Source organism: Bacillus sp. PAMC28571 (genome assembly GCF_014250435.1).
Classification (GTDB): Bacteria; Bacillota; Bacilli; order Bacillales; family Bacillaceae; genus Bacillus; species Bacillus safensis.
This window is the reverse complement of record NZ_CP060191.1, coordinates 1,756,178-1,773,158: the sequence shown is the minus strand read 5'-3', so window position 1 is coordinate 1,773,158 and position 16,981 is coordinate 1,756,178. Positions and strand designations below refer to the sequence as shown.

Below are 16,981 nucleotides of genomic sequence, written 5' to 3'. Positions count from 1 at the left end.
TATCACCTCATACATTAGCATAACCGAAAAAAAGCGATTCATCCTTTAGAAAGGTGAATCGCTTTTCTAGCGAGCTGATCAGCTACTTGATTTTCCTTGCTTGGAATCCACTTAATGAAAAATAAATCAAACTGGCTTTGAAGCTCGATCATCTCTTTTATAAAATGCTGAAAGGCTGGATTTTTTGCAAATCCTGCATTGGCTACGCGGTCAACTACCTGTGAATCTGTTCGGAACGAAACGGAACGCAGTCCTTTTTTTACGCAGATTTTCATCCCTTCAATGAGAGCGGTAAATTCTGCTTCGTGATTGCTCATGGATCCGAGAGGAATAGAGAAAGATTCTGCCTTTCCATCATATTTAATGAAAATGCCGATGCCAGAAGGACCTGGATTTCCTGCGCTAGCACCATCAATGTATATTTCAGCTGGCAATTTATTTCACCCTTTCATCAAGCGGAACCATTCTTTTCGCTGCATACGCATATGGTGTCCCAATCGCGGCGACGATAAATTTAATCACATAAGTCGTGATGAAGATTTCGATCCATACATGAAATGGATAGGTGCCAAGAAAGGCAATGGTTGTGAAGATCAGTGTATCAAGCAGCTGGCTGATCATCGTACTTCCAGCGTTGCGCACCCAGAGCGCACCATCAGAAGGAAATATCCGGCGAATAAACGAATATACATAAACATCTAACATTTGACTGATGATATAAGCAGCAAGACTGCCAAGTGCGACCCTTGGCATAAAGCCAAATATGGTTTCCAGCGATGTTTGAGAAATGTCAGATGGAGCGGGATGGAAAAGTAAAGCCTCTTGCATGACAACGGTTAGCGTTAAAAGGGTGGCAAAACCAATCCAGACAGCTTTTCTCGCTTCATTTTGTCCATATTTTTCATTCAATACGTCCGTTGCAAAGAATACACTGCCGTATAAAATGTTTCCAAGTGTTGCCGTTAAGCCAAACAATTCAACGGTTTTGACCACTTGTAAATTTGCAGCAACCGTCGCAAAGCCAATCCAGACGAAAAGGCCCATCTTGCCAAATCCTTTATAAAATAGAAGAACAATGATAAAATTAATGATCGCAAATAAGATCCAAATACCTTCATTAAACAAGTGACATGAACTTCCTTTCTCATTGTAAAATGTAACTTTTTGATTATAGCATAACGTATGTTTACCTTAAAAGCACGGGAAGGCGATGTGATCAATGAAATTAAGAGCACACTATACAATGAAAGTGAAATCGATTGGGTCCATTGCTTTTTTCCAAGAAGATTGGATGGAGCTAAAAGAGGCCTTGATTTTAGCCAAACATATCGATAAAAAAGAACCACAGTCCCTCCTATCATTTGAAGATGAAAAAGGGGCGATGTGGTCTATTAAAGAACTTGAAAAGCTAAATGAAGAACTAAAGCTTGAACCTGATCAGCTTCAGGTCTATTTTGATGCAAGTTTTCACAAAGAAACAGGCGACTCTGGTCTTGGGGTTGTCGTCTACTATAAGCTCGGAGAAGATGCTTATCGTTTGAGAAAAAATCAGCCCTTCAAAGGAATCACCAATAATGAAGCAGAGTATGCGGCTTTATTTGAGGCAGTCAAAGCATTAAAAGACCTTGGAGCAAGCAGAAATTCTGTCACGATTAGAGGCGATTCACTTGTTGTCATGAATCAATTAAAAGGAGAATGGCCTTGTTATGATGATATACATAACAAATGGCTCGACCGGATTGAATCGGCTTTAAAAGAGCTGAGGCTTACACCAACCTATGAAGTCATCGATCGTAAACAAAATGCGGAAGCGGATCAGCTTGCAAGGCAGATGCTTGCAGACGTTCCAATTGAAAGTAAATTGAAATTAGAAGCAGACGGAGCTGAATAATGTGGATAAAAAAACAGCAGTACAAGAATTGACGGATCTCCAAGACACGTATTGTTCAGATTGTTTGATTAAGAAGCACTTTCGAAAAGAATATGGCAAAAAATACGCCCATTCCTTTTGTATTCAGCAATGCACAGTAGGAGAGAAAATAAAAGAATACGGACAGACGCTGCTTAAAAAGTAAGCACCTGTGACCCGGTTTTCCCTGCTCAAACATCCGTTCATGAAAAAAACACGAAGAGAATGTGTGAAAAAAGAACATATTCTAAAAAATGAGCCGATATAACTATAGAAAGTTTTGGTTGAGTTACTTTTTGACTAAGTGACGGATAATAGAGGAAAAGGGGAAGGCCGGCATGGATAATAAGGATTACGAAACGGTATTACATCGAACATTTCAAGAGGTATACAGCGATCTAGAGCAGCTAGTAGATGTAGCAAAGAAGGGAAGACCTTTTCTCGAAAAAGATATTTCTGAAATTGAACAACGACTGAAGCAAAATATTTTAGCCATTGAAATTCAGCTGAAAATCAAATAAGAGAGGCATAAGCCTCTCTTTATTTTGTCGTTTCATCATTGATTTAGTTGATTAAAGTTTTGTTACGTTTGCAGCTTGAGGTCCACGATTACCTTCAACGATTTCAAAAGAAACTTCTTGTCCTTCTTCTAAAGACTTGTAGCCGTCACCTTCGATAGCTGTGAAGTGAACGAATACATCGTCTCCGCCTTCAACTTCAATGAAGCCGAAACCTTTTTCATTATTGAACCATTTTACTTTACCGTTTTGCATATTGCTTTTTCCTCCTAGTACTGTAGCACACCTTTTGGCATACTAAAAAAAATTTTCATCACCTAACGGCTTTGCAGTTGTTAAATGATGGTTCCACTATACACCATCAGAAGTAAAGCGTCAAGCAGGCGAGCCAAATTTTGAGCAGAATGTTTGATTTTTTTGTTTTTTTGGTGAATAACAATGAAATATAAAACGTTCTTTTCGAAACCTAACATGCAGCTTGTCCGTATATAAAAAAAATACAGAAAGAGGTGCAATCATGAATCGTTATACAATTGAAGAATTTGTTCAGAATACGCAGCAAGAAGATAAAGGAGAAGGAGTCTTCGAACTTGAAACACCAAGACTTTTAGAAATTAATTTGACTGACACGATTTGGGCAAAAACGGGTTCCATGGTTTCCTATCGAGGGAAAATCAAATTTGAACGTGAGGGTGTTTTTGAGCACGGCGTTTCAAAGATGTTCAAAAAAATGCTCTCAGGAGAAGGCACCTCACTAATGAAGGCGACAGGTGATGGGAAATTATATGTGGCAGATCAAGGTAAAAAAATCTCGATTCTTCGTTTGGCTCAAGGAGAATCCATTTTTGTAAATGGAAACGACCTGCTCGCGTTTGAACCGTCTGTCCGCTGGGATATCAAATTGATGAAAAAAGTGTCTGGCATGCTTGCAGGTGGATTATTTAATGTCAAATTAGAAGGGCCGGGCTTAGTAGCAATCACAAGTCATTATGAGCCGCTGACACTCATTGTTCAGCCGGGTGACTCTGTTTATACAGATCCGAATGCGACTGTTGCGTGGTCAGGGGATTTAAAAACTGAATTTGTGACAGATGTTTCCTTTAAAACTTTTATTGGCAGGGGAAGCGGAGAGTCCATTCAAATGAAGTTTACCGGAAGCGGCTTTGTTGTCGTTCAGCCGTTTGAAGAAGTATACACAACAAATGGAAATCAAGGATGAAGAAAAGGTGTCCGTCATTGACGGACACCTTTTTATGATAATGCGCGAGCATAAGTTTTGTTATTCATGATGAGATCTGACTGCTCGACGATATCTTCCAAAATGGTTTGAGAAGATTGTTTTAAATGCAGTTTTTTCATGTTTTGTTTCATTGTTTCTAATTTTTCTTCATCCTGCAGCAAGTTGGTCACAGATTCTAAAATGTCTTCATGTCTGTTAATGACAATGGCAGCGCCATAATCCTCAAAGAAAAGAGCATTTTCCTTTTCTTGTCCAGGGACAGGCTTGTAAAGAATGACCGGGACACCGATTGCAGTTGCTTCTGTTAAAGTAATGCCGCCTGGTTTTGTAATCATACAATCTGTTACTCTGAACAATTCATCAATTTGTTCCACATATCCAAGCGCCTTCAATTGATCTGGGTGTGCTTTTTCAAGTTCGCTAAGCGATTGTTTCAGCGCTGCGTTTTTTCCGCATACAACAACAATTTGTACTTCACTGTCGAGAAGCAGCGCCTCACACAATTCCTTCACATTTTTTAGTACACCGTGAGCACCGGCCATGATGAGAAGAACTTTTTTATCTGATGATAATCCATATTTCTTATAGATTATCGATTTTGGCACGTCTGCTTCAAACTGTGGTCTAATAGGAATACCTGTCACCTTGACATCGCTTGGATGTGTGCCGATTTCCACTAATTTTTGTTTCACATAATCGGTTGCAACATAGTATCGGTCGATGTTTTCATGTACCCAAATCTTATGGAGACAAAAATCTGTCATGACATTAAAAGTTGGAATCACTTTACCTGTTTTGTTTCGGTATTCTGGTACCACAATCATCGGGAATGTAATAATGATGATGTCCGGATTGTGTAACTGAATTAATTCATCGAGACGCTTGTTTCCCATTTTTAAATAAATGTTAAATTTGCGTTTATTGTAAATTTTATCTACACCGTAATAAAACAAGCGATAAAATTGTTTCCCAATGGAAAAGCTCTTCAAATATAAATATTGAGTCACTTCTGACACAATGGGATTCGATTCTTGATACAAATTAGAAACTACAACATGTTCAAATCCTTGGGATTTGCATTCATCATACAGTGTTTTTGCTACCTGCATATGTCCATTTCCATAATTTGCGGTCAAGATTAATATTTTTTTATTGGTATTCAAGAATATTCACCTCAAATGTAATCAACAACAACAAAACTTCGTACGAAAACTATTAATCTCATAGGTCTACATATACATAAAGATAACATATAAACAGTTAGAGCATATCATTCGTTACGAAAGAATTAAACTAATTTTAAAAAACAAACAGATTCAATTGATAATGGAAGACAGAGCCATTTGTATTTTAACACATTTTGACGATTTATCATCAGACCACAGTCTATTTTATTCCCAAACATATGGTGTTTCTTGATAAACATAATAATTAAGCCAATTCATAAACAATAAGGTTGCATGGGCTTTCCAGCGATTTACTGGGATTAATGTGTCACCATCTTCTATAAAATAGTGGACAGGTTTTTGGACTGTATCATGTTTCAACAAATCTCTTTCATATTCCTGCATCAATGTATCTGTATCATATTCAGGATGTCCAGTTAAAAATACTTGTTTATCATCATCTGAAACAATTAAACAAACACCCGCTTCTTCAGACATACTCAAGACTTTCAAATTCGGCGTGTTTTTTAATTGTTCTGTATTAATATCTGTATGCCTAGAATGTGGGACATAGTATACTTCATCAAAACCTCTGACTAATCTTTCTTTTTTCTCTTTCACAATATGCTCAAATACGCCAAATTTTTTCTCAGGAAGCTTGATTTTTTCAATCCCGTAATGGTGATATAAACCTGCCTGTGCACCCCAGCAAATATGAAGGGTAGACGTCACATTGGTTTTACTCCAGTCCAAAATGTCCTGCAGCTCTTTCCAATAAGAGACTTCTTCAAAAGGTAAGTGCTCGATTGGTGCGCCAGTGATGATCATTCCATCAAATTTTTTATGGCGAATCGATTCAAAGGTCGTATAAAATTCATCTAGATGCTCTCTCGACGTATTCTTCGGTGTATGTGTACTCGGAATCAAAAACGTAAAGTACACTTGTAAAGGAGAATTTCCGAGCATTCTCAGCAGCTGCGTTTCAGTTTGTATTTTTTTTGGCATTAAATTTAAGATCACGATATTCAAAGGACGGATATCTTGCTTGAATGCCCTTGTCTCATCCATGACGAAAATATTTTCGCTCTCTAGTATTTGTTTTGCCGGCAGATGAACTGGTATGTTAATAGGCAACTCGCCACCCCCTGAACCAAAGCTAATTTCACTTCATTATAGGAACTTTCTGGCGATATTTCAATGTTTCAATTATGTTACAATGAAAAATAGAGCAAAAAAAATGCTGTTTCTGTAAAAAAAGGAGGCCGTTTTGTTATGATCACAAAGCATTTATCAGATATTGACATTGCCCAAAAGGCTAAGCTGAGACCGATTCAAGACATCGCAGCAAAGCTGCAAATACATGACGAAGAATTAGAATGCTATGGTTTCACAAAAGCGAAAATTTCTTTGACTATTTTTGATCGTTTAAAGAAACAAAAAGAAGGACACGTGATTCTTGTCACTTCGATTAATCCTACGCCAGCAGGTGAGGGGAAATCCACCGTAACTGTCGGCCTTGGTCAAGCCTTCGAAAAAATTGGCAAAAAAGCGATCATTGCGATGCGTGAGCCATCATTAGGTCCTACAATGGGGATTAAAGGCGGAGCAGCGGGCGGAGGATATTCACAGGTGCTGCCAATGGAAGAAATCAATCTTCATTTCACAGGGGATTTTCATGCCATTACATCTGCACATAACGCCTTATCTGCATTTATTGATAACCATATCCATCACGGAAATGAACTCGGTATCGACACGCGGCGCATTGTGTGGAAGCGGGTGCTTGATTTAAACGATCGTGCATTAAGACAGGTCGTTGTCGGACTTGGCGGTCAGTTAAATGGATATCCTAGAGAAGACGGATTTGATATTACAGTGGCTTCCGAAATGATGGCGATCCTTTGTTTAGCAGAAGACTTAAACGACTTAAAAAAACGTCTTTCTTCTATTGTTGTTGCCTATAATCAAGAAGGCGAGCCAGTCACAGTGGGAGCACTTGGATATGAAGGTGTTCTGACGCTACTTTTAAAAGACGCACTCAAACCGAACCTTGTTCAAACGATTGAAGGAACCCCAGCCCTTGTCCATGGCGGTCCTTTTGCTAATATTGCACATGGATGCAATAGTTTAATTGCAACCAAAATGGCAGCAAAATTAGCTGATTATGTCGTTACAGAAGCTGGATTTGGTGCAGACCTTGGAGCAGAAAAGTTCCTGCACATTAAAACAAGAGCTGGTGATTTCAAACCTAGTGCAGTTGTCATTGTCGCAACAGTGAGAGCATTAAAGATGCATGGCGGAATGAAGAAAACCGAACTCAAAGAAGAGAATGCACACGCCGTATTAGAAGGTATACATAATTTAGAAAAGCATATTGAAACCGTGCAAGCTTTTGGTCTTCCATATATTGTGGCGGTAAACCGATTTATAACGGATACAAAAGAAGAGATTCAAGCGATAGAAGATTGGTGCGGCAAACATGGCCATCCAGTCAAAGCCGTGAATGTATGGGAAGAAGGAGGAGAAGGCGGGACAGCTCTTGCCGAGGAACTAGCAGCACTCATTGAAAAGAAAAAGAACAACTTTACCTATTTGTATGAAGAGAACGATTCCATCGAAGAAAAGTTATCTAAAGTGGCCAAAGTGGTTTACGGGGCAGATGGGGTCACGCTCACAACTAAAGCAAGAAAGCAGCTGGCTGCCATTGAGGAAAACGGCTGGGCTCATTTGCCGGTTTGTATGGCAAAAACACAATATTCTCTTTCAGATGATCCAGCTTTAATCGGCAGACCTAAAGGCTTTACCATTACGATTCGAGAGTTAAAGCCATCTGTAGGAGCAGGGTTTATTGTAGCCTTAACCGGAAGCATTTTGACAATGCCTGGCTTACCTAAAAAACCTGCGGCTCTCGAAATGGACTTATTAGAAGACGGCAGTGTGACAGGACTCTTTTAAACGGGAGCATAAAAAGCGATTTTCTAAAAGAAGCATGTTACGATAGGAAAAAGTGAATCCTAGGAGGCTATGAGATGTCAATTTATGATATTCAGGTCAAGACCATTAACGGTCAGGAAAAATCGATGGCAGATTACAAAGGAAAAGTGCTCATTATTGTAAACACAGCAAGCAAATGTGGACTGACTCCTCAATTTAAACAATTACAAGAGCTATATGATCAATATCATGAAAAGGGCCTTGAAATTTTAGGATTTCCGTGTAACCAATTTATGAACCAAGAGCCAGAAGGAGAAGAAGCCATTCAAGAGTTCTGTTCTTTGAATTATGGAGTGACCTTCCCTATGTTTGCGAAAGTAGATGTCAATGGCGAAGAGGCGCACCCGCTGTTCAAACATTTAACAAGTGAAGCGAAAGGTGTGCTTGGGACAAAAACAGTGAAATGGAATTTCACCAAATTTATCGTGGACCAAAACGGAGAAGTCACTGAACGATTCTCTCCGAAAACACCACCAAAAGAATTAGAAAGCTCAATCATTGCTCTGCTTAACAAATAAGATGGTGACAGTCATGCAGCGAAAACAATTGGAGGCAGCAGCCTCCTTTGTTTCAGACAGGCTGAAGAATGAACCGACTGGACACGATGCGGCTCATGTTGCTCGTGTGCGTCAGCTTGCCGTTCGTATTGCAAATCAGGAAGGCGGCTCTCTTTTTATCATCGAAATGGCGGCGATTGTACATGATGTCATTGATGAAAAGCTGTCAAGTGAATGGAAGGTTACGAAGGAGCAGCTTGAGAACCAGCTCCTTTTGTGGGAATTGGACACGCGGGATATCCGCTATATCATGGACATTATTACAACGATGTCTTTTCGTCATCGGCATAAGCAGTTTAGGCCAATGACGTTAGAAGGGGCCATTGTTCAAGATGCGGATAGGCTGGATGCGATAGGAGCAAGCGGTATCGCTAGAGTGTTTACGTATGCTGGCGCTACAGGTGAGCCCCATTATACAGAGGACACGCAGCAGGGCTCTGTGCTAAAGCATATGGAAGAAAAACTGCTCAAATTAAAAGACTTGATGAACACTCATGCAGGAAAGCAGCTTGCTGATGAGCGGCATGAATTGATGAGTTTATTTATCAAGAAGTGGAAAGAAGAATGCGGCCTTACAGATGAGTAGGGTCTTTATGTGTGTAAGGAGGATATATCAATGAAAATAACAGCAATAGAACCAACGCCAAGTCCGAATACCATGAAGGTGATTTTGACAGAAGCACTTGCCGGCGGTAAAAGCAACAACTACAAAAAGGATCAAAAAGACGAAGCACCAGAAATGATCAAGCGTATTTTAAGCATTGAAGGTGTAAAAGGGGTTTATCATGTTGCAGATTTCTTAGCGGTTGAGCGAAATGCAAAGTTTGACTGGCAGGGTATTTTACAACAGGTCAGAGAAGCCTTTGGACAAGAAACAGAAGGTCTTCAGGAAGGAGCTCAGTCAGGCGATGACACATTTGGTGAAGTGAAAGTGTTTGTCCAAATGTTTAATGGGATTCCAATGCAGGTCAAACTGTCAGACGGTGAAAGAGAAGAACGGTTTGGCATGCCTGAACGTTTTCAAGCAGCCATTTTAAAGCTTAGAAGCAGCTCAGACAATGTCGTGTTTGAACGTGTGTGGAAAGAACACGGCGTTCGTTTTGGAGAATTTGCTGATATCGGTCAGGAAGTCACAGAGGAGCTGCAAGCAGCCTATGATGACGAGCGTTTAGCCCGATTAACAGAGGCGGTTAAAGAAGGTCAGGAAGCTGTAGATAGACAGGTGAACCGAAAGGCATATGATGTAACAGAAGACATGCTGCAAGAGGAAGATTGGAAAAAACGTTTTGCCCATTTAGAGCAAATGCAGCCAGAGCTAAAGGACATACCTGTTTTAATGAAAGCAATGGAGGATCCAAAAACGTCTATTCGCAGACAAGCCGTTGTGAATGCTGGTATGATTGAAGATCCTGCCATTCTGCCTATTTTATATAAGGGGCTCGAAGACAAAACAGTGACGGTCCGCAGAACGGCTGGCGACTGTATTTCAGACCTTGGTGACCCAAGTGCTAGCGAAGCCATGATCGCAGCATTAAAGGACCCGAGTAAGCTCGTCCGCTGGCGTGCAGCTATGTTCCTTTATGAAGAAGGGGACGAAACGGCACTTTCAGCATTAAAAGAAGCAGAGCAAGACCCTGAGTTTGAAGTCAGTCTTCAAGTGAAAATGGCGATTGAGCGTATTGAGCATGGAGAAGAAGCAAAAGGCTCAGTATGGAAGCAAATGACAGAAAGTAGAAAGAACGCATCAGAATGATGAGATAGATGAACAAGCTGCCAATGAAAAGCAGCTTGTTTTTCTAAAAAGGATAGACAGAAAAATTTTTTTAGAAAAATTATTTTGAATATTGTTGAAATATGCGAAAAAACTCTATATAGTAGTACCAATATAGAATATTGGAGGTCAGATTTTATGACACGAACCTTGCTGAGCGCTTGCTTCAGCAGCCATGTTAGTCATCAGTCATTCATAGGTGGCTAAATAAACAGAAAATTTGTAAAATAAAATCAACTCAAAATCATGCAGTCAACAAGACTTGTAGTATAGGAGGCTTTTTAAACAGATGGCAGAACTACGCAGTAATATGATTAAACAAGGAATCGACAGAGCACCTCACCGAAGCTTGCTAAGAGCGGCGGGGGTAAAGGATGAGGATTTCGGCAAGCCATTTATTGCCGTATGTAATTCCTATATTGATATTGTCCCAGGACATGTCCATCTTCAGGAATTCGGGAAGATTGTGAAGGAAGCCATTCGTGAAGCTGGCGGGGTTCCATTTGAATTCAATACGATTGGCGTCGATGATGGAATTGCCATGGGTCATATCGGGATGAGATATTCATTGCCAAGCCGTGAAATCATTGCGGACTCTGTGGAAACCGTTGTATCTGCTCATTGGTTTGATGGAATGGTTTGTATTCCTAACTGCGATAAAATCACACCAGGAATGATGATGGCAGCGATGCGCGTGAATATCCCGACTGTCTTTGTGAGCGGGGGACCGATGGAAGCGGGTAGAACAAGTGATGGCAGAAAAATTTCTCTTTCTTCTGTATTTGAAGGCGTTGGTGCATACCAGTCAGGTAAAATCAATGAAGAGGAATTAAATGAATTAGAGCAGTTTGGCTGTCCAACCTGCGGATCTTGTTCAGGTATGTTTACAGCTAACTCAATGAACTGTTTAGCGGAAGCACTAGGGATCGCTCTTCCTGGCAATGGAACGATTTTGGCGACATCACCAGAGCGAAGAGAATTTGCGAAGAAGTCTGCAAAACAACTCATGGAGCTTATCAAAAAAGATATTAAACCACGGGATATTGTCACTGAAAAAGCAATTGATAATGCATTTGCATTAGATATGGCACTTGGTGGTTCAACCAATACCGTTCTTCACACATTGGCGATTGCGAATGAAGCAGGTGTTGAATATTCACTTGAACGTATCAATGAAGTAGCAGAACGTGTGCCTCATTTATCAAAACTTGCTCCAGCTTCAGACGTTTATATTGAGGATTTACATGAAGCAGGCGGCGTTACAGCAGCACTAAATGAATTGTCTAAAAAAGAAGGAGCTCTTCATTTAGATACAATGACCGTCACTGCGAAAACGCTTGGCGAGAACATTGCGGGGCATGAGGTAAAAGATTATAACGTCATTTATCCAATTGACAAGCCATTTACTGAAAAAGGCGGCTTAGCCGTTTTATTTGGAAACCTTGCGCCAGATGGAGCCATCATTAAAACGGGCGGGGTACAAGACGGGATCACACGCCACGAGGGACCTGCCATCGTATTTGAATCCCAAGAAGAAGCCCTTGAAGGTATCATTAATAGAAAAGTAGAAGCAGGACATGTTGTCATCATTCGCTACGAAGGACCTAAAGGCGGACCTGGCATGCCTGAAATGCTTGCACCTACTTCACAAATTGTCGGCATGGGACTTGGACCAAAGGTTGCTTTAATAACAGACGGACGTTTTTCCGGCGCTTCTCGCGGATTGTCTATTGGACACGTCTCTCCAGAGGCAGCTGAGGGCGGCCCGCTTGCCTTTGTTGAAAATGGTGACCATGTCGTTGTCGATATTGAGCAGCGCATTTTAAGCGTAGATGTTCCAGAGGAAGAATGGGAAAGAAGAAAAGCAAACTGGAAAGGTTTTGAGCCAAAAGTAAAAACGGGTTATCTTGCTAGATATTCAAAACTTGTGACATCAGCCAATACAGGCGGCATCATGAAAATTTAATCTGATATCGAACATTTGAAAATTGGCTCTCTCTATAGTATCCTTTATTCACAACATAAGGATTATAGAGGGGGCTTTTTTATGTCAATGGCATATGAAGAATATATGCGCCAGCTCGTTGTACCGATGCGTCAAGAGCTGACAAGTGCAGGATTTCAAGAACTAACAACGGAAGAAGAAGTAGAACAAACGATGCAAGAAGCAGAAGGAACGACATTTGTCGTTGTCAATTCTGTATGCGGGTGCGCTGCCGGCTTAGCACGCCCAGCTGCTACACAAGCTGTGATGAAGGCAGAAAAAACACCAGATCGAATTGTCACAGTTTTTGCTGGTCAGGACAGGGAAGCAACGGCAAAAATGAGAGAATACTTCACAGGGGAAGAGCCATCGTCTCCATCTATGGCACTTTTAAAAGGAAATGAACTCGTTCATTTTATTCCGCGTGACGAAATTGAAGGTCATGAAATGGAAGACATCATGAACAACGTCTTATCTGCATTCGAAAAACATTGCTAATACACATGTTGAAATGTCCTGTAAACAAATCAGGGCATTTTTTCTTGATCATGATGGAGGAACTGCATGCTTATCACAACAAGCTTTAGAGCAAATGAACAAACAATTGAAACAGCAAAAGCCCTTGCAGAGGATTTACATGGTGAGTATGTTGAAAGGCGCAAACAATCTGTCAAGCAGCTTGCGATGAAACGAGGAGATGTCCTTGTTGTGGGGAAGGAAAGATTCGAATGGTATCAGCCAAATGGTGAAAAGTTCTTCTTCCATCCAAGCTCAGCGATGTTCAGGGTGAAGCGGCTCATGCGCGGAGAAAAGGATCCTTTAATCGAAGCCACGCAGCTTCGGCCAGGCGATTCCTTTTTAGATTGTACGCTTGGTCTAGGATCAGATGCCATTACAGCCAGCTTGCGAGTAGGTCCGAATGGAAGGGTCATTGGTATCGAAAAGAATCCCATGACAGCATTGTTAGTCCGAGAAGGATTAAACACATGGGAGACAGGGGTAAGAGAGGCAGATGAAGCGATGAAACGGATATCTGTTGTAAGTGGAGACAGTATCGAGCAGCTAAAAAAGCTCTCTGATGAATCAATTGATGTCGTCTATTTTGACCCGATGTTTGAGGAGGCGATTCAAGAATCTGCAAGTATCGCTCCGCTCCGTCATGCGGCAGAGTACCACTTTGATCACGAAACAGCCGTCCAAGAAGCGCTGAGAGTAGCGAGAAAAAGAGTGGTTTTAAAAGATCATTGGAAAAGCACCCGATTTCAAGCAGACTCCTATCAATTTCACGTTTTAAAACGAAAAACAGCCCAATTTCATTATGGATATATTGAGAAAGAAAAAAGCCCTCGCTAAAGGTTCAGCTGTGCAGACAATTCTTTTTAATTCCTTGTCAAGCATCTAAAAAAGCCCTTATTCAGGGCTTTTAATCTGTAATCTCCATATAGACAAAATAAAATAATGTCAGCAAGGAAGCCGTAATAAAAAACCCTTCAAGCATACCCATTCCTCCCAAATTTTAGTCGCCTTTACTGCCATTGTAAACGTTTTATTATAAAAAAGAAAGTCTCAAATCGGTGACCAAATTGAATGACTGAAAATTCATTATATGCTAGAATAGCAGTATGATAACTTATGGAAGGAATTAGATATCATGAAGATGTGGATGAGAAAAACGCTTGTTGTGCTCTTTACGATTGCAACTTTTGGTTTAGTCTCTCCTCCGTCGGCTTTGATGACAGACAAGCCCTCTGAACTTTCTTCATCTGATAAAACGCCTTATACAGCTGTTTATGATACATCAGATGAATTGCGCAGCTGGGAACTAACGCAAGAGGAAAGCAAAGAGCAGATAGACCCCTTTGAGCAATATAAGCAAGAGGTGCTGTCAAGTGCAGAAAATCAATCCTTTCTCAAATTTGGCCGTAAAATCACACCTGTCATTGAGGACGAGTACAGAGAAGAAATTCAGCCGAAGATTGAACAAGTGTTAACCGACTATTTAACAAATTTCAAAGATGACGAAAAATTTCAAGATGTTGTGATAACTGATCAGCCTTCAAGCGGAAATGGCGAAAAAATCTTCCACATTTACAACCGCAAGACTGGAGAAGATTTGCTCCGTTTTCATGTCAGAAGAGATCAGCCGCCTCACAGCGGATATTGGTTTAACTTTCATTACCATACAGCAGAAGATGGATTCCAGACGCATCATGAACTCGGTAATATTTACTGGGATAAAAACACCCCGCCGAGCTGGATGAGCCACTAGAAGGAGATGTCATGCCAATTGAAAAAATATACAATGAACGAAATGGTGCAGATTACAAAACAAATGTTAAACGATCGCGGAGTGAAAATTGAAGATATCGCACACATTGTGCTGAAGCTCCAAGAAAAATATCATCCAAACCTTCCACTTAGTGTCTGTATTGAAAATGTTGAAAAAGTGCTGAATAAAAGAGAAATTGTCCATGCAGTTTTAACAGGACTTGCCCTTGATCAGCTGGCAGAAAAAAAGCTTTTGCCAGAACCTTTACAGCACTTAGTTGAAACAGATGAGCCGCTATATGGAATTGATGAGATTATTCCGCTTTCCATTGTCAATGTATATGGATCAATCGGTTTGACCAACTTCGGTTATTTAGATAAAGAGAAATTTGGTATTATTCGTGAATTAGATGAAGGCCGTCCAGGTGAAGTGCATACTTTCCTTGATGACCTAGTCGCTGCACTTGCCGCAGCAGCTGCAAGCCGGATTGCTCACTCACACCAAGATATTAAGGATGAAGAGCAGGAACGAGTGAATCAAGTATAAAAAGAAAAACATGTCTGCTCATCATGCAGGCATGTTTTTTTGGTTTCAAGAAAAGCTGAAATAAGGTAAACTACAACAAGAACATAAATAAAGGATGAAAAAAATGAAACAATACAAAGAGTTATGCCGTCATGTATTACAGCACGGGGATGAAAAAGGTGACAGAACGGGTACAGGTACAATCAGCACGTTCGGTTACCAGATGAGATTTGATTTACAGGAAGGGTTTCCTCTTTTAACCACAAAGAAATTACACCTGAAATCAATCATTCATGAGTTGCTTTGGTTTTTAAAAGGTGATACAAATGTCAAATATCTTCAAGAAAATGGTGTCCGGATTTGGAACGAATGGGCAGATGAAAATGGAGAGCTGGGCCGTGTATACGGGGCGCAGTGGAGATCATGGGCGAGCGGAGACGGCGAGACAGTGGATCAGATCGCAAAGCTGATTCATGATATTGAGCACAACCCGAATTCAAGACGACTGATCGTCAGTGCTTGGAACCCGGGGGAAATTGATCAAATGGCGCTGCCTCCTTGTCATTGTCTGTTTCAATTTTACGTATCAAACGGGAAGCTTTCCTGCCAGCTATATCAAAGATCGGCAGATATCTTTTTAGGCGTGCCATTTAATATCGCTTCATATGCTCTTCTAACGATGATGATTGCCAAAGTCACAAATCTTGAGCCAGGAGAGTTTATTCATACACTCGGAGATGCTCATATTTACCAAAATCATCTTCCACAGGTGAAAATGCAGCTAGAGCGCGAAGAACGCACTCTTCCTACGCTTCGTATTACGAGAGATGTAAAAAGCATTTTTGATTTTACGTTTGATGATTTTGTGCTTGAGAACTATGATCCGCATCCGCATATTAAAGGAGAAGTCAGTGTATGATTTCCATGATTGTGGCGACAGGAGATGACAGAGTCATTGGTCAAGATAATCAAATGCCTTGGCATTTACCAGCAGATTTAGCGTATTTTAAAAAAGTCACAGGCGGTCATACGATTGTCATGGGCAGAAAAACCTTTGAATCGATTGGACGAGCGCTGCCTAACCGCCGAAACATTGTGCTGACCACAAGTTCTTCTTTTAAAGCAGAAGGATGCGAGGTTGTTCATTCAATTGCTGACATTTTGGCAATTGCGGAGAGCGAGACAGAGCTATTTATCATTGGCGGGTCTAAGCTGTATGAAGAAATGATGCCATATGCGGATCGTCTCTATATCACGCACATTCACCATGCGTTTGAAGGAGACCGCTATTTCCCGTATTACAATGAAGATGAATGGACGATTGTATCACGCGAAAAAGGCCATCGTGACGAAAAGAACCCCTACAATTATGAATTTGTCGTCTATGACAAAAAAGGATAAGTGAGTAGGAGGAGTACGGTTGTTTCGTTATTGGTTTTTAACGATTTATGTTGTTGTATCCTTTTTAAAAAGTATGAGGCATTTGTACGATCATGAATTAACGGATCCACGCATTTCCTATACGAAACGAATGCATCTCATTCATGAGTATGCAAAAAGATTTGCCCGGGGATGTATTGATCAATCAGGATCAGTCATGACCATTCATCAGCAAAAGAAGCTGCCAGATGGCCCGGTTATTTATGTCACAAAAGAGCTGAATCCAGTCACGACGACATTATTGATCGGCCACCTAGAGAAGCCATTTGCTTTTATGGCAAAGCCGAAGCTCTTTCGGTATCCGATTATAAAACAATGGCTCAAAAAAATGGCGGTCATTCATCAGAATCAAACGGATGAGGTCTTATTAGAAGAAGCAAAGGAAAGAATCATGTCTGGGCAGAGTATCTTGCTTTCAGAAGCATATCGTCACATTGCAGAGGCGCTTGCTGAAGAATACGATTGTCCGCTTGTACCGATTGAAACGAGCGGAACGGATCGTCTTTTAACTGGGAAGATCGTGAAAAGACTGCGTCCTGTTAATGTTGATATTCATATTAAAGCTCCTGTCATGATCAGTGATTACGCACAAAAGCGTGCATAGAAAA

Annotated in this window: 21 protein-coding genes; 16 read left to right on the top strand and 5 right to left on the bottom strand. The window is 40.7% G+C overall.

Annotated elements, in window-relative coordinates; all coding sequences use genetic code 11:
• Positions 1–38 precede the first annotated feature (38 nt).
• Together H7F25_RS08730 and H7F25_RS08725 are read right to left on the bottom strand one after the other, a co-directional pair.
• Positions 39–434 carry a reverse transcriptase-like protein gene (locus H7F25_RS08730; RefSeq protein ID WP_122631020.1) on the bottom strand — a complete coding sequence of 132 codons (396 nt, stop codon included), beginning with the start codon at positions 432–434 and terminating at the stop codon, positions 39–41.
• Between the two features lies 1 nt (position 435).
• A complete protein-coding gene (locus H7F25_RS08725) occupies positions 436–1,125 on the bottom strand; it encodes a queuosine precursor transporter (RefSeq protein ID WP_041085802.1) in 690 nt (229 codons plus the stop codon).
• 94 nt (positions 1,126–1,219) lie between these two features.
• Between H7F25_RS08725 and H7F25_RS08720 the strand changes: the two genes are divergently transcribed.
• From H7F25_RS08720 to H7F25_RS08710, 3 genes are all read left to right on the top strand, one after another.
• A complete protein-coding gene (locus tag H7F25_RS08720; protein ID WP_024422749.1) occupies positions 1,220–1,891 on the top strand; it encodes a ribonuclease H family protein in 672 nt (223 codons plus the stop codon).
• A 1-nt stretch (position 1,892) separates the two neighbouring features.
• Positions 1,893–2,075 carry a zinc-finger domain-containing protein gene (locus tag H7F25_RS08715; RefSeq protein ID WP_024422748.1) on the top strand — a complete coding sequence of 61 codons (183 nt, stop codon included), beginning with the start codon at positions 1,893–1,895 and terminating at the stop codon, positions 2,073–2,075.
• A gap of 172 nt (positions 2,076–2,247) precedes the next feature.
• Positions 2,248–2,430: a hypothetical protein gene (locus tag H7F25_RS08710; protein WP_122631019.1), complete on the top strand. Its 183-nt coding sequence runs from the start codon at positions 2,248–2,250 to the stop codon at positions 2,428–2,430.
• A gap of 51 nt (positions 2,431–2,481) precedes the next feature.
• Here H7F25_RS08710 and cspD read toward each other — a convergent pair whose 3' ends face one another.
• The gene (gene cspD / locus H7F25_RS08705) at positions 2,482–2,682 is read right to left on the bottom strand and encodes a cold-shock protein CspD (RefSeq protein ID WP_024422747.1); all 201 of its coding nucleotides are present in this window, start codon (positions 2,680–2,682) and stop codon (positions 2,482–2,484) included.
• Between the two features lie 262 nt (positions 2,683–2,944).
• Between cspD and H7F25_RS08700 the strand changes: the two genes are divergently transcribed.
• Positions 2,945–3,646: an AIM24 family protein gene (locus tag H7F25_RS08700; protein ID WP_122631018.1), complete on the top strand. Its 702-nt coding sequence runs from the start codon at positions 2,945–2,947 to the stop codon at positions 3,644–3,646.
• 32 nt (positions 3,647–3,678) lie between these two features.
• Here the strand turns inward: H7F25_RS08700 and H7F25_RS08695 are convergent, their stop codons facing one another.
• Complete coding sequence (locus H7F25_RS08695; protein ID WP_122631017.1) at positions 3,679–4,830, bottom strand: diglucosyl diacylglycerol synthase; 1,152 nt, start codon at positions 4,828–4,830, stop codon at positions 3,679–3,681.
• A 228-nt stretch (positions 4,831–5,058) separates the two neighbouring features.
• Complete coding sequence (metA, locus tag H7F25_RS08690; RefSeq protein WP_024428133.1) at positions 5,059–5,967, bottom strand: homoserine O-acetyltransferase MetA; 909 nt, start codon at positions 5,965–5,967, stop codon at positions 5,059–5,061.
• A gap of 138 nt (positions 5,968–6,105) precedes the next feature.
• Between metA and H7F25_RS08685 the strand changes: the two genes are divergently transcribed.
• The 12 genes from H7F25_RS08685 to H7F25_RS08630 all read left to right on the top strand — a co-directional run bounded on the left by H7F25_RS08685 (position 6,106) and on the right by H7F25_RS08630 (position 16,977).
• On the top strand, positions 6,106–7,788 hold the full coding sequence (locus H7F25_RS08685; RefSeq protein WP_044335198.1) for a formate--tetrahydrofolate ligase: 1,683 nt from the start codon (positions 6,106–6,108) through the stop codon (positions 7,786–7,788).
• A 74-nt stretch (positions 7,789–7,862) separates the two neighbouring features.
• Positions 7,863–8,345, top strand: coding sequence for a glutathione peroxidase (locus H7F25_RS08680; protein ID WP_025093096.1), 483 nt, complete (start codon positions 7,863–7,865; stop codon positions 8,343–8,345).
• 13 nt (positions 8,346–8,358) lie between these two features.
• Positions 8,359–8,970 (top strand): HD domain-containing protein, encoded by a 612-nt coding sequence (locus H7F25_RS08675; protein ID WP_226340829.1) that lies wholly within the window; start codon positions 8,359–8,361, stop codon positions 8,968–8,970.
• Positions 8,971–9,000: 30 nt separating this feature from the next.
• Entirely contained in the window at positions 9,001–10,137 is a 1,137-nt protein-coding gene (locus H7F25_RS08670) for a conserved virulence factor C family protein (protein WP_185854493.1), read from the top strand.
• Between the two features lie 307 nt (positions 10,138–10,444).
• Entirely contained in the window at positions 10,445–12,121 is a 1,677-nt protein-coding gene (gene ilvD / locus H7F25_RS08665; protein WP_024422739.1) for a dihydroxy-acid dehydratase, read from the top strand.
• 81 nt (positions 12,122–12,202) lie between these two features.
• Positions 12,203–12,637: a BrxA/BrxB family bacilliredoxin gene (locus H7F25_RS08660; protein ID WP_024422738.1), complete on the top strand. Its 435-nt coding sequence runs from the start codon at positions 12,203–12,205 to the stop codon at positions 12,635–12,637.
• Positions 12,638–12,703: 66 nt separating this feature from the next.
• Positions 12,704–13,492, top strand: coding sequence for a class I SAM-dependent methyltransferase (locus H7F25_RS08655; protein WP_039179379.1), 789 nt, complete (start codon positions 12,704–12,706; stop codon positions 13,490–13,492).
• Positions 13,493–13,790: 298 nt separating this feature from the next.
• On the top strand, positions 13,791–14,408 hold the full coding sequence (locus tag H7F25_RS08650) for a YpjP family protein (protein WP_034623509.1): 618 nt from the start codon (positions 13,791–13,793) through the stop codon (positions 14,406–14,408).
• A gap of 18 nt (positions 14,409–14,426) precedes the next feature.
• A complete protein-coding gene (locus tag H7F25_RS08645; protein ID WP_024422735.1) occupies positions 14,427–14,954 on the top strand; it encodes a phosphatidylglycerophosphatase A family protein in 528 nt (175 codons plus the stop codon).
• Positions 14,955–15,057: 103 nt separating this feature from the next.
• The gene (locus tag H7F25_RS08640; RefSeq protein WP_024422734.1) at positions 15,058–15,852 is read left to right on the top strand and encodes a thymidylate synthase; all 795 of its coding nucleotides are present in this window, start codon (positions 15,058–15,060) and stop codon (positions 15,850–15,852) included.
• Positions 15,849–16,334, top strand: a complete 486-nt coding sequence (locus H7F25_RS08635; protein ID WP_034623511.1) for a dihydrofolate reductase — start codon at positions 15,849–15,851, stop codon at positions 16,332–16,334. The genes H7F25_RS08640 and H7F25_RS08635 overlap by 4 nt, the downstream gene beginning before the upstream one ends.
• Before the next feature lie 19 nt (positions 16,335–16,353).
• Positions 16,354–16,977: a lysophospholipid acyltransferase family protein gene (locus H7F25_RS08630; protein WP_034623512.1), complete on the top strand. Its 624-nt coding sequence runs from the start codon at positions 16,354–16,356 to the stop codon at positions 16,975–16,977.
• Positions 16,978–16,981: the final 4 nt, after the last annotated feature.

Coding starts and splice junctions, on each gene's coding strand:
- H7F25_RS08670 (WP_185854493.1), top strand. CDS start 9,001: ATGAAAATAACAGCAATAGAACCAACGCCAAGTCCGAATACCATGAAG.
- H7F25_RS08685 (WP_044335198.1), top strand. CDS start 6,106: ATGATCACAAAGCATTTATCAGATATTGACATTGCCCAAAAGGCTAAG.
- H7F25_RS08710 (WP_122631019.1), top strand. CDS start 2,248: ATGGATAATAAGGATTACGAAACGGTATTACATCGAACATTTCAAGAG.
- H7F25_RS08660 (WP_024422738.1), top strand. CDS start 12,203: ATGTCAATGGCATATGAAGAATATATGCGCCAGCTCGTTGTACCGATG.
- H7F25_RS08675 (WP_226340829.1), top strand. CDS start 8,359: ATGCAGCGAAAACAATTGGAGGCAGCAGCCTCCTTTGTTTCAGACAGG.
- H7F25_RS08650 (WP_034623509.1), top strand. CDS start 13,791: ATGAAGATGTGGATGAGAAAAACGCTTGTTGTGCTCTTTACGATTGCA.
- H7F25_RS08640 (WP_024422734.1), top strand. CDS start 15,058: ATGAAACAATACAAAGAGTTATGCCGTCATGTATTACAGCACGGGGAT.
- ilvD (WP_024422739.1), top strand. CDS start 10,445: ATGGCAGAACTACGCAGTAATATGATTAAACAAGGAATCGACAGAGCA.
- H7F25_RS08700 (WP_122631018.1), top strand. CDS start 2,945: ATGAATCGTTATACAATTGAAGAATTTGTTCAGAATACGCAGCAAGAA.
- H7F25_RS08720 (WP_024422749.1), top strand. CDS start 1,220: ATGAAATTAAGAGCACACTATACAATGAAAGTGAAATCGATTGGGTCC.
- cspD (WP_024422747.1), bottom strand. CDS start 2,682: ATGCAAAACGGTAAAGTAAAATGGTTCAATAATGAAAAAGGTTTCGGC.
- H7F25_RS08655 (WP_039179379.1), top strand. CDS start 12,704: ATGCTTATCACAACAAGCTTTAGAGCAAATGAACAAACAATTGAAACA.
- H7F25_RS08635 (WP_034623511.1), top strand. CDS start 15,849: ATGATTTCCATGATTGTGGCGACAGGAGATGACAGAGTCATTGGTCAA.
- H7F25_RS08680 (WP_025093096.1), top strand. CDS start 7,863: ATGTCAATTTATGATATTCAGGTCAAGACCATTAACGGTCAGGAAAAA.